This window comes from Micromonospora sp. LOL_024, from assembly GCF_048060415.1.
In the GTDB taxonomy this organism is placed as follows: domain Bacteria; phylum Actinomycetota; class Actinomycetes; order Mycobacteriales; family Micromonosporaceae; genus Micromonospora.
This window is the reverse complement of sequence record NZ_JBHMIS010000001.1, coordinates 750,744-765,648: the sequence shown is the minus strand read 5'-3', so window position 1 is coordinate 765,648 and position 14,905 is coordinate 750,744. Positions and strand designations below refer to the sequence as shown.

General features: G+C 71.8%; 10 protein-coding genes. 1 reads left to right on the top strand and 9 read right to left on the bottom strand.

Annotation, left to right across the window (positions count from 1 at the left end):
- Positions 1-65: 65 nt before the first annotated feature.
- The 6 genes from rpmE to ACFHWY_RS03705 form a co-directional block, all read right to left on the bottom strand.
- Positions 66-290: a 50S ribosomal protein L31 gene (gene rpmE / locus ACFHWY_RS03730; protein ID WP_416578613.1), complete on the bottom strand. Its 225-nt coding sequence runs from the start codon at positions 288-290 to the stop codon at positions 66-68.
- Positions 291-630: 340 nt separating this feature from the next.
- The gene (gene rho, locus ACFHWY_RS03725; protein ID WP_416578612.1) at positions 631-2,598 is read right to left on the bottom strand and encodes a transcription termination factor Rho; all 1,968 of its coding nucleotides are present in this window, start codon (positions 2,596-2,598) and stop codon (positions 631-633) included.
- A gap of 296 nt (positions 2,599-2,894) precedes the next feature.
- Complete coding sequence (gene thrB / locus ACFHWY_RS03720) at positions 2,895-3,839, bottom strand: homoserine kinase (RefSeq protein ID WP_416578611.1); 945 nt, start codon at positions 3,837-3,839, stop codon at positions 2,895-2,897.
- Positions 3,840-3,848: 9 nt separating this feature from the next.
- Positions 3,849-5,090 carry an MFS transporter gene (locus tag ACFHWY_RS03715; protein ID WP_416578610.1) on the bottom strand — a complete coding sequence of 414 codons (1,242 nt, stop codon included), beginning with the start codon at positions 5,088-5,090 and terminating at the stop codon, positions 3,849-3,851.
- 73 nt (positions 5,091-5,163) lie between these two features.
- Positions 5,164-8,454, bottom strand: a complete 3,291-nt coding sequence (locus ACFHWY_RS03710; RefSeq protein WP_416578609.1) for an efflux RND transporter permease subunit — start codon at positions 8,452-8,454, stop codon at positions 5,164-5,166.
- A gap of 9 nt (positions 8,455-8,463) precedes the next feature.
- Positions 8,464-10,377 carry an ABC transporter ATP-binding protein gene (locus tag ACFHWY_RS03705; protein WP_416578608.1) on the bottom strand — a complete coding sequence of 638 codons (1,914 nt, stop codon included), beginning with the start codon at positions 10,375-10,377 and terminating at the stop codon, positions 8,464-8,466.
- Positions 10,378-10,449: 72 nt separating this feature from the next.
- Between ACFHWY_RS03705 and ACFHWY_RS03700 the strand changes: the two genes are divergently transcribed.
- A complete protein-coding gene (locus tag ACFHWY_RS03700) occupies positions 10,450-11,016 on the top strand; it encodes a TetR/AcrR family transcriptional regulator (RefSeq protein ID WP_416578607.1) in 567 nt (188 codons plus the stop codon).
- 116 nt (positions 11,017-11,132) lie between these two features.
- Here the strand turns inward: ACFHWY_RS03700 and thrC are convergent, their stop codons facing one another.
- From thrC to lysA, 3 genes are read right to left on the bottom strand one after another with little or no spacing between them, the layout of a single operon-like run.
- Positions 11,133-12,182 carry a threonine synthase gene (gene thrC, locus ACFHWY_RS03695; RefSeq protein WP_416578606.1) on the bottom strand — a complete coding sequence of 350 codons (1,050 nt, stop codon included), beginning with the start codon at positions 12,180-12,182 and terminating at the stop codon, positions 11,133-11,135.
- A 17-nt stretch (positions 12,183-12,199) separates the two neighbouring features.
- Positions 12,200-13,510 (bottom strand): homoserine dehydrogenase, encoded by a 1,311-nt coding sequence (locus tag ACFHWY_RS03690; RefSeq protein ID WP_416578685.1) that lies wholly within the window; start codon positions 13,508-13,510, stop codon positions 12,200-12,202.
- Positions 13,511-13,518: 8 nt separating this feature from the next.
- Complete coding sequence (gene lysA / locus ACFHWY_RS03685) at positions 13,519-14,904, bottom strand: diaminopimelate decarboxylase (RefSeq protein ID WP_416578605.1); 1,386 nt, start codon at positions 14,902-14,904, stop codon at positions 13,519-13,521.
- Between the last annotated feature and the right edge of the window lies 1 nt (position 14,905).

Below are 14,905 nucleotides of genomic sequence, written 5' to 3'. Positions count from 1 at the left end.
TTCCGGACACAGACGGCCGACGCCCGCGTCCGGCGCTGAACCGGACGCGGGCGTCGGACGAGGAGCTACTTGGCTTTCTTGGCCTGAACCTTGGCGTACTTCTGCTGGAACTTCGCGACCCGACCAGCGGTGTCCAGGACACGCTGCTTGCCCGTGTAGAACGGGTGGCACGCGCTGCACGTCTCGACGTGGATCGAGCCGCCCTTGGCGGTGCTGCGGGTGTTGAAGGTGCTGCCGCAGGTGCAGGTCACCTCGGTGGTCACGTACTCCGGGTGAATGTTGGACTTCATCTCGCCTCGGTCCTCTCGTCGTGGTCGCCGGGTCGCCCTGGTGCGCCGCTCGCGCACTTGTTGGGGCGTGAACCGGAACCGGTGGCCGATTGACCAGTGTGCCATGGGCGTCGGCCGACCCGGAAAGCGGGCCGCGCCGCTGGTCCGACCAGGTCAACAGCGGGTCGTCTCTGAGCATTCCCGCTGCCTGGCGAGGCATTCGTCCCGCCCGGTGCCCGGCCCGCCGCGTCCCCTGCGCAGGCGCGGGACGCGGCCGGTACCGGAACCGCAGTACGCCGAGGGGCGCGGCCGGTGTCGGCCACGCCCCTCGGCGTACTGCTCGGAACTGTTCCGGCGGAGGTCACTCCCCCGGCGTTGACTTGGCGATCTGCATCAGGAACTCGATGTTGGTCCGGGACTGCTTGAGCCGGTCCAGCAGGAGGTCGAGCGCCGCCTGCGAGTCCAGCGAGTGCAGCACCTTGCGGAGCTTGTGCACGATGGCCAACTCCTCCGGCGCGAGCAGGATCTCCTCCTTGCGCGTGCCGGAAGGGTGGATGTCGATGGCCGGGAAGGTCCGCTTGTCGGCGATCTTCCGGTCCAGCTTCAACTCCGCATTGCCGGTGCCCTTGAACTCCTCGAAGATGACCGTGTCCGCCATGGACCCGGTCTCCACCAGGGCGGTGGCGAGAATGGTCAGCGAGCCGCCGTTCTCGATGTTGCGGGCCGCGCCGAGGAACCGCTTCGGCGGGTAGAGCGCGGTGGAGTCGATACCACCGGACATGATCCGGCCGCTGGCCGGCGCCGCCAGATTGTACGACCGACCGAGCCGGGTCACCGAGTCGAGCAGCACGACCACGTCGTGGCCCAACTCGACAAGGCGCTTGGCCCGCTCGATCGCCAACTCGGCGACCGTGGTGTGGTCCTGCGGCGGGCGGTCGAACGTGGCCGCGACGACCTCGCCCTTGACCGACCGCTGCATGTCGGTGACCTCTTCGGGCCGCTCGTCGACCAGCACCACCATCAGGTGGCACTCCGGGTTGTTGTGCGTGATCGCGTTCGCGATCGCCTGCAGCACCATCGTCTTACCGGCCTTCGGCGGCGAGACGATCAACGCCCGCTGCCCCTTGCCGATCGGCATGACCAGGTCGATCAACCGGGTGGTGAGGATGTGCGGCTCGCTCTCCAGCCGCAGCCGCTCCTGCGGGTACAGCGGAGTGAGCTTGTAGAACTCCGGCCGGCGCTTGGCCTCGTCCGGCTCCATCCCGTTGATGGTGTCCAGCCGAACCAGCGGGTTGTACTTGTCGCGCCGCTGCTCACCGTCGCGTGCCGCCCGCACCGCACCAGTGATCGCGTCACCGCGTCGCAGGCCGTACTTCTTGATCTGGGACATCGACACGTACACGTCGTTCGGGCCGGCCAGGTAGCCGGTGGTCCGGACGAAGGCGTAGTTGTCGAGCACATCGACGATGCCGGCCACCGGGACGAGCACGTCGTCGTCGCCGACCTGCGGCTCACGACCACCGCTGTCGCCGCCGGACTCACCACGGTCACTGCGGCCCCGCCGACGGTCCCGGAAGCGGCTACGCCGGCTGCGCCGGCCGCCACTGTCGTCGTCGTCGCCGTCGTTGTCCCGCTCGGCGCGCTGTCCCCTATCACCCCGGTCACTGCGGTCACTGCGGTCACTGCGGTCGCTGCCGCGCTCACCACGGTCACGCTCGCCACGGTCGCTGCCGCGCTCACCACGGTCAGCCCGCTCACCGCGATCACGCTCGCCGCGCTCGGTACCGCGCTCCGCACGATCAGCCCGCTCACCACGGTCGGCGGCACGCTCGCCACGATCGGCGCGCTCGGCAGGCCGCTCGCCGCGGTCGCGACCGGACCGGTCCTCGGACCGGTCGCCCCCGGCGGCCGGCTCCTCGGTACGGGATTCCGCCACGGCGGTTCGGCTGCGCCGGGTACGACCACGGCCCTCGTTCTCGACGCTCGCCGCCGGTTGCTCGGCGCCACGGCGCTCGCCTTCCGGCCGCTCACCCGCGTCCCGTACCTCCGCGTGGACCTCCTCGCGGGCCGGTGCAGCGGCCGCCGCGACCTCGGCCCGCGGTCGAGGGGCCCCGGCGGCACCCTGTCGCTCGGTGATCGCGCTGATCAGCTCGCCCTTGCGCATGCGAGCCGTGCCCGAGATGCCGAGCGACGCGGCAAGGCTCTGCAGTTCCGGCAGCAGCATCGCCGACAGACCCGTGCCGCTGCGCCGGCGACGGGCAGGAGCAGCGGTGGTGGCATCGCCAGCGACGTTGGAAACATCCGACGTCACGTCGGTGGTGTCGCTCAATGGATTCCTTCCCTCGGTAAGGCCGGGGCTGCCCGGAATCGACAACAGGTGGCCGGGCGGCCTCGGTGCACCCGCCTCGCATGACGCTTCGCGGGAGTCTGTAACACAGCAGCCGGTCGGTAGCCCGACCCGCCAGAGGATCTGGCGAGCGGGTTTCGCCGTCTGCGGCGACCAGTGAAGACTGCGGTGCGGCGTGGGCCTAGGCAGGGGTGACGGGCTTACCGCCGAGAGCTTCGGGGGTGCGCCGACCCGCAGGAGATCGCATGCTTCGCGGCTGTGCTGAGTCTAGAGCGTAATCAACTCTTCCGACCTGCGGCAACAGGGTCCCGCTCCGCGTGTCCGAGTTTACCCCGCCCGACCTGTGCGCCGCGTACCTCTACCGCCAACCGTAGCAGTCGCCAGGCTGTTCCCGCATCAAAGCCCTCGGGCAGCTCGGACAGGGCGAGCACGGTCGGCCCGGCCCCACTGACCACAGCGGCCACGCCGGCCGCACGCAACTCGCTGACCAGGGCTGCCGTCCCCGGCATCGAGGGCGCGCGATAGTGCTGGTGCAGCCGGTCGACGGTGGCCGGCAACAACAGCGCCGGCTGGGTGGTCAACGCGTGCATCAGCAGCGCCGCCCGACCGGCGTTGAACGCGGCGTCGCCGTGCGGCACGGTCGCCGGCAACGCCGCACGGGCCGACGCGGTAAGCCCACGCTCGGCGGGAACCAGCACCGTCGGGCGTACGCTGTCGCCCACCGGCACCGACACCGCCCGCGCGCCGGACGGCTCCGTCCAGGCCACGGTGAAGCCGCCGAGCAGACAGGGCGCCACATTGTCCGGATGGCCCTCGATCTGGGCGGCCAGCCGCAGCACGGCGACCTCGTCGAGACGGTGTTCCCCGTCGGTGACCAGCGCCCGGGCCAGCAACACACCGGCGACGATCGCCGCCGAGGAGGAGCCGAGCCCACGCGCCTGCGGGATGCGGTTGACGCACTCCACCGCCAGCCCCGACGGCTGCCCGCCGAGTACGTCGAAGGTCGCCCGCATCGCGCGGACCACCAGATGCCCCTCGTCGGCCGGCAGTTCGCCAGCCCCCTGTCCGGTCACCGACACGGTCACGCCGTCGGCCGTCACCGCCGCGGAGACGTCGTCGTGCAGCGCGAGGGCCAGGCCCAGCGTGTCGAAGCCCGGCCCCAGGTTCGCACTGGTGGCAGGGGTCCGGACCCGGGCCGGGCCAGCGACGAATGTGGTCGGCACCCACCCATGCTAGGGCAGCGCGGTGCGCCGCGGCGCCGCGGCCGGCGCGTTCAGCGACAGATGTCGGGTGGCGACCCGCCAACCGACCGCGTAGGTCAGGGTGACCAGGCCGCAGCCGGCCAGCACGACCCGCTCGTCCACCACGTCCACCACTGCCGCCACCACCAGTTGGCTGACGGAGATAGCCAGGGTCGCCAGCATCATGTCGGTGGCGAAGACCCGACCCCGCAACCGGTCCGGAACCTCGCCCTGCAACGCGAAGTTGGACATCACCCAGTTGCTGCCACCGGCGAAGTGCGCCACGAAGACCAGGACGAGCACCAGGGGGAACCAGGTCACCACCGAGGTGCCGAGGTAGGCCAGACCGTACGCCGACATGGACAGCGCCAGTCCGGGCAGCAGCCAGGCGCGCCGGGTCAGCAGCCGGCGCATCAGGATCGGGCCGGCCAGGGCACCGGCACCGCGAACGGCGAACAGCAGGCCGGCGCCGAGCGCGCCCACCCCGTACACCCCGGCGAGCAGCGGGAAGACGGTCAGCACGCCGTTGCCGAGCCCCACCGCCGACTTGACCGTCACCAGCGCCAGGACCCGCGGGCGGTGCCCGATGTAGGCCAGCGCCTCGCGGATGGCCGCCCAGGTCTGCGGCACGGCACCCTGTTCACGCGGCGCCTGCAACGGCCGGCGGATGAGCGTGGCCAGGCCCGCGGCGGCCACCAGCGCCGCCGCGCCCACCCAGAAACACACGTACGGCCCGGCGACGGCGCTGAGCACGCCGCCGAGCGACGCGCCGACAATGGTCATTGTGCCCCAGGCCGACCCGGCCACCGCGATGCCCGCGGCCATCTCCTCCGGGTCGAGCACGTTCGGCAGGGCGGCCTGTGCCGCCGGCGAGTAGAGGGCCTTGGCCACCGCGACCACACCGATGCCGAGCATCGCCAGCCAGGCCGTGCCGGCGCTGCGTACGCCCAGCAACAGCAGCACACCGACCAGTGCCGCGACGTTCGCGACGATCATGATTTTGCGCCGGTCGAACCGGTCCGCGATGGTGCCGGTATACGGCAGCAGCAACGCCACGATGCCGGTGTCCACGGCGAGCACCAACGCACCCCACACGCCGCTGCCGGTCAGTTTGGGCAGCAGCACGAGCAGCGGCACCATGACGAACCAGTCAGCGCCGAAGACCACCAGCTCGGCCAGGAACAGGTTACGGAAGTTCCGATTGCGGGTGAGAACCGAGAGGGTGGACGCCACCAGCGGACCCTACCGGGCCGCCGCCGGCCGCCGAGTCGGTGTGCGGACACCGCCTCAGCGGCCGGAGCGGCGGCTAGTCCCCCTTCGGGAAGGGTGAGTTGCGGCCCTTCGGCAGCCGGAGCACCTCGAACTGGTCGGTGTTCTCGATCAACGCCCCGGTGGGTGCCGCCGGCACCGGCCGGCTCTCCCGTTTGCGCCCCGGGTCGTCCTCGGCACCGACCCCGGCCGCCACCGGGGCCCGGTCGGCGGGACCCGGCTCGGGCGCGTCCTGCTGCCCCGCACGCTCGTCGTCGCCGCGTGCGCCGAAGCGCCGTCGACGCCAGGCGCCCCACGACATCTTGGTGTCCTCCACCATGGCGTACAGCGTGGGCACCAGGATCAGCGTGAGCAGGGTGGAGGAGAGCAGTCCACCGATCACCACGAGCGCCAGCGGGCGGGAGATGAAGCCGCCCTCGCCGGTGAGCCCGAAGGCCATCGGCATCAGCGCGAAGATGGTGGCGATCGCGGTCATCAGGATCGGCCGCAGCCGGTGACGTCCGCCCTCGACCACCGCCTCCCGCACTCCCATCCCCCGGGCGCGGTACTGGTTGACCAGATCCAGCAGCACGATCGCGTTGGTCACCACGATGCCGACCAGCATGAGCACGCCGATCAGCGCCGGCACGCTCAGCGCGGTGCCGGTGGCCAGCAGCAGGGCGACCGCGCCGGTGGCCGCGAACGGGATGGAGACCAGCAGGATCAGCGCCTGGACCACGCTACGGAACGTGGCCATCATGATCAAAAAGACGATCGCGATCGCGGCCAGCACCGCCAAACCCAGATCGGCGAAGGTCTCCCGCTGCTCAGCGCTGACTCCACCGAGAGTCAGCGTGACGCCGGGCAGGTTGATCCCGTCGAGCTCGCGTTGCAGCTCCGCACTTATCGCGCCGAGGTCGGAGCCCGCGACCGTGCCGGTCACCGTCACGCTGCGCTCGCCGTCGATTCGCCGTACCTGCTGCGGCCCCTCGGCCTCGGTGACATCGGCGATGTCGTCCAGCTTGAGCGCGCCGACCGGCAACGCCCGCAGTTCCTCCACCGTCACCGGCGGCTGCGCCGAGAGGCGCAACACCACGTCCCGCGCGTCGCCGTCGATGGTCAGCTGCCCGAGCGGCGTACCGCGGAACGCCTGCGTCACCAGCTGGCCGACCGCGGCCTCGGTGAGCCCGACCCGGCTGGCGGCCTCGCGGTCGACGGTCACGTCGACACGCGGCACCCGGTCGGCGAGGGTGGTCGAGACGTCCTCGACCCCCTGGATGCCGGCCAACGTGGCCCGGGCCCGCTCCGCGGCACCGGCGAGCGCCTCCGAGTCGGCCGCCCGCACCACCACCGCCAACTCGTTGCCGGACGTCCCGCCCTGGCCGGCCGGGAAGGTGATCTCGCCCGCCTCGGGGCCGAGCACCGCGAACCGGTCCCGCAGGACCCCACGCATCTCCTTGGCGTCGGTCTCCTCGCCGAGCAGCAGCGCGTAGCTGGCCACATTGTTGCCGGCGTTGCCGGCCCAGGGCGTGTCCCCACCGCCGGCGGTGACCTGGTACGACCGCACGCCCGGGGTGTCCGCCAGCACCGCCTCGACCCGCCGGGCCGCCGCGTCGGTGCCGGCCAGCCCGATGCCCACCGGCAGTTCCTGCCGGATGTTGAGGGTGTCCTGGCCGGAGTCGTCCAGGAAGTTGGTCTCCAACTGGCGGGCCAGGCCGAAGGTGCCGACCAGCACCAGCAGGCCCGTCGCCAGGGTGGCCCACCGGTACGCCCGCCGCCCGGTGGCGAACCGGATGACCGGCAGGTAGGCCCGCTGCAGCGGGCTACGCAGCTCGCGCACCTCGGCGGCCCGGCGCACGGCAGCCCCGTCGACCGCGCCGGTCACCGGCTTGAGGAACCAGTACGCCAGCACCGGGATCACCGTCAGCGACACCAGCAGCGAGGCGAGCAACGCCACGGTGACCGTGATCGCGAAGGGCGCGAAGAGCTGACCGACGAAGCCGCCGACCAGTGCGATCGGCGCGAAGACCGCCACCGTGGTCAGCGTGGAGGCGGTCACCGCGCCGGCCACCTCACGTACGGCGGTGAGGATCGCCTCCCGCTTCGGCCCGCCGTACGACAGGTGTCGTTTGACGTTCTCCAGCACCACGATCGAGTCGTCCACCACCCGGCCGACCGCGACCGTCAGGGCGCCGAGCGTGAGCAGGTTCAGCGAGTAGTCACCGATCCAGAGCGCGATCAGCGCGACCACCACGGACAGCGGGATGGAGACCGCGGTGACCACCGTCGAGCGTACCGACAACAGGAACACCAGGATGACCAGCACGGCCATAGTCAGGCCGAGCAGGCCCTCGGTGCTCAGCGTCTCGATCGACTTCTCCACGAACGGCGCCTGGTCGAGCACGACGGTCAACTCGGCCCCGGTGGCGGCGCGCAGGTCGGCCAGGCGGTCGGCGACCGCGTGCGAAATGTCCACCGCGTTGCCGTCCGGCCCCGCAGTGACCGCGATACCCAGGCTCTCCCGACCGTTGGTACGGGTGATCGCGGTGGCTGGGGCGAGCTGCTCGGAGACCGTGGCGACGTCGCCGAGCCGTACCGGCCCGGCCTTCTTGACGGGCGGGGCGACGATCACGGCGCTCAGGTCCGCCACGCTGGTCAGCGGCGCGCCCACCTGCACCGGCAGTGCCCGCTCGCCGTCCTGCACGGCACCGGCAGGCACCGCCACCCCGTTGGCCTTGAGCGCGGCGCCGATCACCGTCGGCGACAGCTTCGCGCTGGCCAACTTGGCCGGGTCGGGCGTGATCACCAGGAGCTCGTCCCGTACCCCGGTCAGTTCGACGCCGCGGACGCCCTCGATCGCCTCCAGCTCCGGCACCACGATGTCGCGCAGCTTCGCGGCGAGCGCCCGCTCGTCGCCGTCGCCGGCCGCGGCCAGCACCACCGCCGGCAGGTCGTCGGTGCTACCCGCGATCACCTGTGGGTCGACGCCGTCGGGCAGCCGGGTGCGGCTCAGCGCGGCCTGCGTCTGGCTGACCACGTCGTCGAGGTCGGTGCCGAACTCGTACTGCACCTGGATGGTGGTCAGGCCCTCCCGGGAGGTCGAGGTCACGGTGTCGAGGCCGCCGATGCCACGCAGGCTGTTCTCGATCGGCTCGGTGACCTGGTTCTCGACGACCTCCGGAGCGGCACCGGGGTACGGGGCCACGATGAACGCGGCCGGGAATTCCAACGACGGTAAAAGTTGCTGCTTCAGCGACGGCACGGCGTACACACCCAACGCGGTGGTCACCACCGCGATGAGGGCTACCAACCCACGGTTGGCGAGGCTGAATCTGGCGAGCAGCGACATCGGCGTGACTCACTCCTGAGGGAGGCGGTCGAGGGGTAGGAGCAGTCTGCCCGACCCGGTCCGTCCGCCGACCTCCGGGGCGGGCGCGGCCCCGCTGGCGCCGATGCGCAGCGACGCCACCAGGTCCCGGTACAGCTCATCGCCGTGCAGCAGGGTCGCGTGGTCGCCGACCGCCCGGATCCGGCCGCTGTCCATCACCACGATCTGATCGGCGTCGAGCACGGTGGACAGCCGGTGGGCGATGGTCACCACCGCCCCCGAGGCGGCCCGTTGCCGGACACAGCGGGCGATCGCCGCCTCGGTCAGCCCGTCGACCTGCGAGGTCGCCTCGTCGAGCAACAGCACGTCCGGGGTACGCAGCACGGCCCGGGCCAGCGCGATGCGCTGCCGCTCACCGCCGGAAACGGTGGTGGCGGCCAGCGGCGTGTCCAGCCCGAGGTCCAGCGCACCGACCCGGTCGTGCAGGTCGACCGCCCGCAGCGCGGCCCACAGTTCGGCGTCGGTGGCGTCCGGGTGGGTGAACCGCAGGTTGTCCCCGACGGTGCCCGGTACGACCGGGGCCTCCTGCTCGACATAGGCAAGCCGGCCCCGGATCTCCTCGGGGCTGTGGTCCGGGTAGGGCCGGCCGTCGAGCAGCAGCCGGCCCCGCTCCGGTTCGAGGAAGCGCAGCAGCAGGGAGAAGAGGGTGGTCTTGCCCGCGCCGGAGGGACCGACGATCGCGGTGTGGCCGAACCGGGGGATCTCCAGGTCGATGTCGCGTACCGCGGGCGGCACGCCCGGCGCGTACCGCGCGGTGACACCCTGGAAGGCCAGCACGGCGGCACCGGCCCGGGGCGACCCAGCCAGCCCGGCATGCCCAGCCAGCCCGGCATGCCCAGCCGGCGCGGTGCCGGCCGGCGGCCCGCCGGGCTCGACCGCGATGGCCTCGATCTCCCGCAGCCGGCCGGCCGCCGCGATGCCGGCCTGCATGGCGGTCATGTTCTGGGTCAGGTCGCTGATCGGGCCCATCAACTGGAAGGCGTAGAGCAGGAAGGCGATGAGCGTGGAGACCTCGATCAGGCCCCGCCCGGCGCGGGCGGCGCCGACCCCGAGAATGACGATCACGGCGAGCTGGATTCCGGTCCAGGAGATGGTCCAGACCGTTGCGGCGCGCCGGGCGGCGTGAATACCGTGCCGTGCCGAGTCCTCGGCGTGCGTGGTGATCAGGGCTGCCTGGCGCTGCTCGGCCCGGCTGGCCTTGACCGTCCGGATGGCGCGCAGCGAGCCCTCCAGCGCCCCACCGAGACGCCCCACCGACTCCTGCGCCGCCTCCTGGGCTCGACCGATCGACGGCAACAGCAGCCCCATCAGCACCGCGACGGCGACCACCGCGACCAGGGTTACGCCCAGTAGCACCACGTCCAGCGTGCCCATCAGCACCAGCGTTCCGACCAGTGCGACCGCGCCATTGATCAGCCCGACAAGGCTACCGGAGGCCTGGTGCAGCAGCCCCGGGTCGGAGGTGGCCCGGGTGACCAGCTCACCGCCCGACCGGCGGGTCAGCTGATCGATCCGGGCGGCGAAGTAGCGCCGGATCACCCCAGCCCTGGCGTCGAGCACGACCCGCTCGGCGACGCCCCCCATCAGCATCCACTGCCACAGCGTGATGGCGGCGCCGACGACGACGAGGGCCAGCAGCACTGCCACCGGGCGGGCCAGCGAACCGCCGGTGCCGAGAGTGTCCAGCACCCATTTGGTCACCAGCGGGGTGGCCAGCCCGGCCGCGTTGGCCACCAGGCCGAGCAGCAGCCCGAGCAGCATGGCCGGCCAGTGCGGCCTGAGGTACGCCAGCAGCAGGCCGGTGCGGGCCCGCTGGACGGCCGGTTCAGGGTCGGCGCGGGCCGGCTGAGGGTCGGTCAGGGCAGGAACGGCGGTTTCAGTCACCCCGCAATGGAACATCACTGTTCCACTGCGGGCAAGCTGAATTCCGAATATGGACATTGGTAACCTTTGGCGGTGGTGACTACCGAGGAGAGCGGCAGCCGGGCCCGGACCCGGCAGGCCATCCTGCAGGCGGCGATCGAGGTGCTCAGCCGCAACCCGGCGGCCAGCCTGGGCGAGATCGCCACCGCCGCCAACGTCGGCCGCACCACCCTGCACCGCTACTTCGCCGAGCGGTCGGACCTGCTGGCCGGGGTGATCGCCGAAGGCGTCGCCCGGCTGAACCGGGCCACCACCCGTGCGCGCCTGGGCTCCGGCAGTGGCGCCGAGGCCCTGCACCGGCTCTGCGCCGAATACTTCGACCTGGGCGACCTGCTGTCGCTGATCTTCGCTGATCCCCAACTGGTCGCCGACCCGGCCTGGGCCACGCAGGTCTGCGACGCCGACTTCCACAGCCTGGTCGCCCGGGGCCACGCCGACGGCAGCATCGACCCGGCGCTACCCTCCGCCTGGGTGCAGTCGGTGCTCTGGGCACAGCTCTACGCGGGCTGGAGCTACCTGACCGAGCACGACGTGTCGCGCCAGGAGGTACTCGGGCTGGTCACACACACCGTGGCCGGTGCCGTCGCCCTCCGCCGCTGACCCGCCCGACCGCCCGCGCCTGACCCCGGCTACCCAGATCACCCGTGGCCGGCGCCTCCTTCCGGTACGCACCGCCGAGTCGACCACGCTACGTTTCGCCGGATGGACCGGCGGCCTCAGGCTAGGTCGAGGGAGCGAGCCGCGGCCAGCGGGTCGTTGGCGATGGTGACCGGGACGGGTGCGGTGGAGATGGCCCACTCCGGGTCCTTCAGGCCGTGCCCGGTGACCGTGCAGACGACCGTGGCGCCGGCCGGCACCCGGCCGGCGGCGGCCTGCTGGAGCAGGCCGGCGACGCTTGCCGCGCTGCCCAACTCCACGAAGACACCGACCTCCCGGGCCAGCAGCCGGTACGCCGTCAGGATCTCCCGGTCGGAGACCGCCTCGATCATGCCGCCGGAGGCGTCCCGCGCGTCCAGGGCCTTCGTCCAGCTCGCCGGATTGCCGATCCGGATGGCGGTGGCGATCGTGGAGGGCTCGGGCACCACCTGCCCGGTCACGATGGGCGCCGCACCGGCCGCCTGGAAGCCGTACATCTTCGGGGAGCGGGTGGCATTGCCCGCAGCGAGATCCTCGCTGTAGCCCATCCAGTACGCGGAGATGTTGCCGGCGTTGCCCACCGGCAGGCAGTGGATGTCGGGGGCGTCACCGAGCGCCTCGACGATCTCGAAGGCCGCCGTCTTCTGACCGTGCAACCGGTCGATGTTGACCGAGTTGACCAGCGCCACCGGATAGTCCTGGGCGAGCTTGGCCGCCAGCGCCAGACAGTCGTCGAAGTTTCCGTTGACCTGGAGCAGTCGGGCACCGTGCACCAGCGCCTGGGCCAGCTTGCCCAACGCGATCTTGCCCTGCGGCACCAGCACCGCGCAGGTCACCCCGGCGCGGGCCGCGTACGCGGCGGCGGAGGCGCTGGTGTTGCCGGTGGAGGCGCAGATGATGGCCTTGTTGCCCGCCTCGACCGCCTTCGAGACGGCCATCGTCATGCCCCGGTCCTTGAACGAGCCGGTCGGGTTGGCGCCCTCCACCTTGAGGTACACGTCGCAGCCCAGCCGGGCAGAGAGCACCGGAGCGGGCAGCAGTGGCGTGTTCCCCTCGTGCAGCGTGATGACGGGCGTGGCGTCGGTGACCGGCAGCCTTTCCCGGTACGCCTCGATCAGACCCCGCCACATGTCGCTCTCCTCGCCTCTCACAGTCCGCCCTCGACCCGCAGCACGCTCGCCACGGACCGGACGATGTCCAGGCCACGCAGTTCCCGCACGGTCGCCGCCAGGGCCGCGTCCGGCGCGACATGGGTCACGATGACGAGCACCGCTTCGCCGGCCCCGCCGGCGGAACCACCGGCTGGCCCCTGCCGCACGGTGGCGATCGACACGTCGTGCCGGGCGAACACCCCGGCAACCGATTCCAGTACACCGGGACGGTCGGCCACGTCGAGGCTGATGTGGTAGCGGGTGAGCGCCTCCCCCATCGGCCGTACCGGCAGGTCGGCGTAGGCGGACTCGCTGGCCGCGCGGACCCCGGCCAGCCGGTTGCGGGCCACCGCCACCACGTCGCCGAGCACCGCGCTGGCGGTCGGGGCGCCGCCGGCACCGCGCCCGTAGAACATCAACTGCCCGGCCGCCTCCGCCTCGACGAAGACCGCGTTGAACGCGTCGCCGACGCTGGCCAGGGGGTGGGTCAGCGGGATCATCGCCGGATGTACCCGAACGCCGACCGTCTCCTGGCCCCGCCCGTCGGCGCCCCGAGCGGCGATACAGAGCAGTTTGATCGTGCAACCCATCGCCTTGGCGCTGGCCACGTCGGCGGCGGTGACCTCGGTGATGCCCTCCCGGTGCACGTCGGCGGCGCCGACCCGGGTGTGGAAGGCGAGCGAGGCGAGGATGGCGGCCTTCGCGGCGGCGTCGAAGCCCTCCACGTCGGCGGTGGGGTCGGCTTCCGCGTACCCCAGTTCGGTCGCCTCGTCCAGCGCCTCGGCGAAGCCGGCGCCGGTGGCGTGCATGGCGGAGAGGATGAAGTTGGTGGTGCCGTTGACGATGCCGGTGACCCGGGTGATGCGGTCGCCGTGCAGCGACTCACGCAGCGGGCGCAGCAGCGGGATGGCACCGGCCACGGACGCCTCGTAGTAGAGGTCGCCGCTCCCCTCCACCGCCGCGTCGTGCAGCGCCCCACCGTCCTCGGCGAGTAGCGCCTTGTTGGCGGTGACCACGCTCTTGCCAGCCCGCAGCGCCTCTACCAGCCAGCCGCGCGCCGGCTCGATCCCGCCGACCACCTCGACCACCACGTCGACGTCGTCACGCTTGATCAGCCCGAGCGCGTCGGTGGTGAACAGGGCCGGATCGATCGGCAGGCCGCCGCGGTCACGCCCGGTCCGGCGTACGGCGATGCCGGCGATCTCCAGCGGGGCACCGATCCGGGCGGCGAGGTCGGTCGACTGCTCGTGCAGCAGCCGGACCACCTCGGCACCGACGGTGCCGCAGCCGAGCAGCGCGAGGCGCACAGGTGACGTCATCCCACATCCAAAGCGAGCAGGTCCTCTTCGGTCTCCCGTCGAACGATCAGCCGGGCCCGGCCGTCACGCACCTCGACCACCGGCGGGCGGGGTACGTGGTTGTAGTTGCTGGCCATGCTGCGGCAGTAGGCACCCGTACCGGGTACCGCGACAAGATCTCCGGGCTGCACGTCGGCGGGCAGGAATTCATCCTTCACCACGATGTCCCCGGACTCACAGTGCTTTCCCACCACGCGGGCGAGCATCGGCTCGGCGATGCTCGCCCGGGAGGCCAGTGTCGCCGAGTACGACGCGTCGTAGAGCGCGGTACGGATGTTGTCGCTCATCCCGCCGTCGACGCTGACATAGGTGCGGATTCCGTCGACGTCCTTGACCGTGCCGACCTGGTAGAGGGTGAACACGGCCGGGCCGACGATCGCCCTGCCGGGCTCGATGGAGAGCCGCGGTACGACCAGCCGCTCCGCCGCGCACTCCAAGTCGACGATCTTGCGGAGCCGCTTGGCCAGGTCGTGCGGGGCCGCCGGGTCGTCCTGCGAGGTGTACGCGATGCCGAAGCCACCGCCGAGGTCCAGCTCGGGCAGCTCCACCCCGCGCGCGTCGCGGATCTGGGCCTGCAGGGCGAGGACCCGGCGGGCGGAGACCTCGAACCCGCTGGTGTCGAAGATCTGTGAGCCGATGTGTGAGTGCAGCCCACGCAGCTCCAGCACGTCGGCGTCGAGGATGCGCAGCGCGGCGGCGATGGCGGCCCCGCCGGCCAGCGAGAAGCCGAACTTCTGGTCCTCGTGGGCGGTGGCGATGAACTCGTGGGTGTGCGCCTCCACGCCTACGGTGACCCGGATCAACACCCTGGGCCGTACGCCGCGCTCGCGGGCCAGCTCGGTGAGCCGGTCGATCTCGCCGAACGAGTCGACGATGATCCGACCGACCCCGGCGTCCAGCGCCCGACTCAGCTCGGCCGTCGACTTGTTGTTGCCGTGGAACCCGATCCGCTCCGGCGGCATCCCGCCGAACAGCGCCACGGCCAGCTCGCCGCCGCTGCACACGTCGAGGAAAAGGCCCTCCTCGGCGATCGTCCGGACCACAGCCCGGCAGAGGAATGCCTTGCCGGCGTAGTAGACGTCCTCGGTGGGGAAGGCGGCCCGGAAGTCCCGGCAGCGCGACCGCAGGTCGTCGGAGTCCAGGACGTAGACCGGGGTGCCGAACTCGGCGGCGATGTCGCGTACGCCCAGGCCCGCGACGGCCAACGAGCCGTCGACGCCGCGCGTCACGTTGCGCGGCCACAGCTGCGGCACCAGGGCGTTGACGTCAGCCGGGGTACGCAGCCAGGCCGGCCCCCGGTTGCCGATGTCGCCGTGCAACGCACCCGCTTCGTGAGCCCGCACT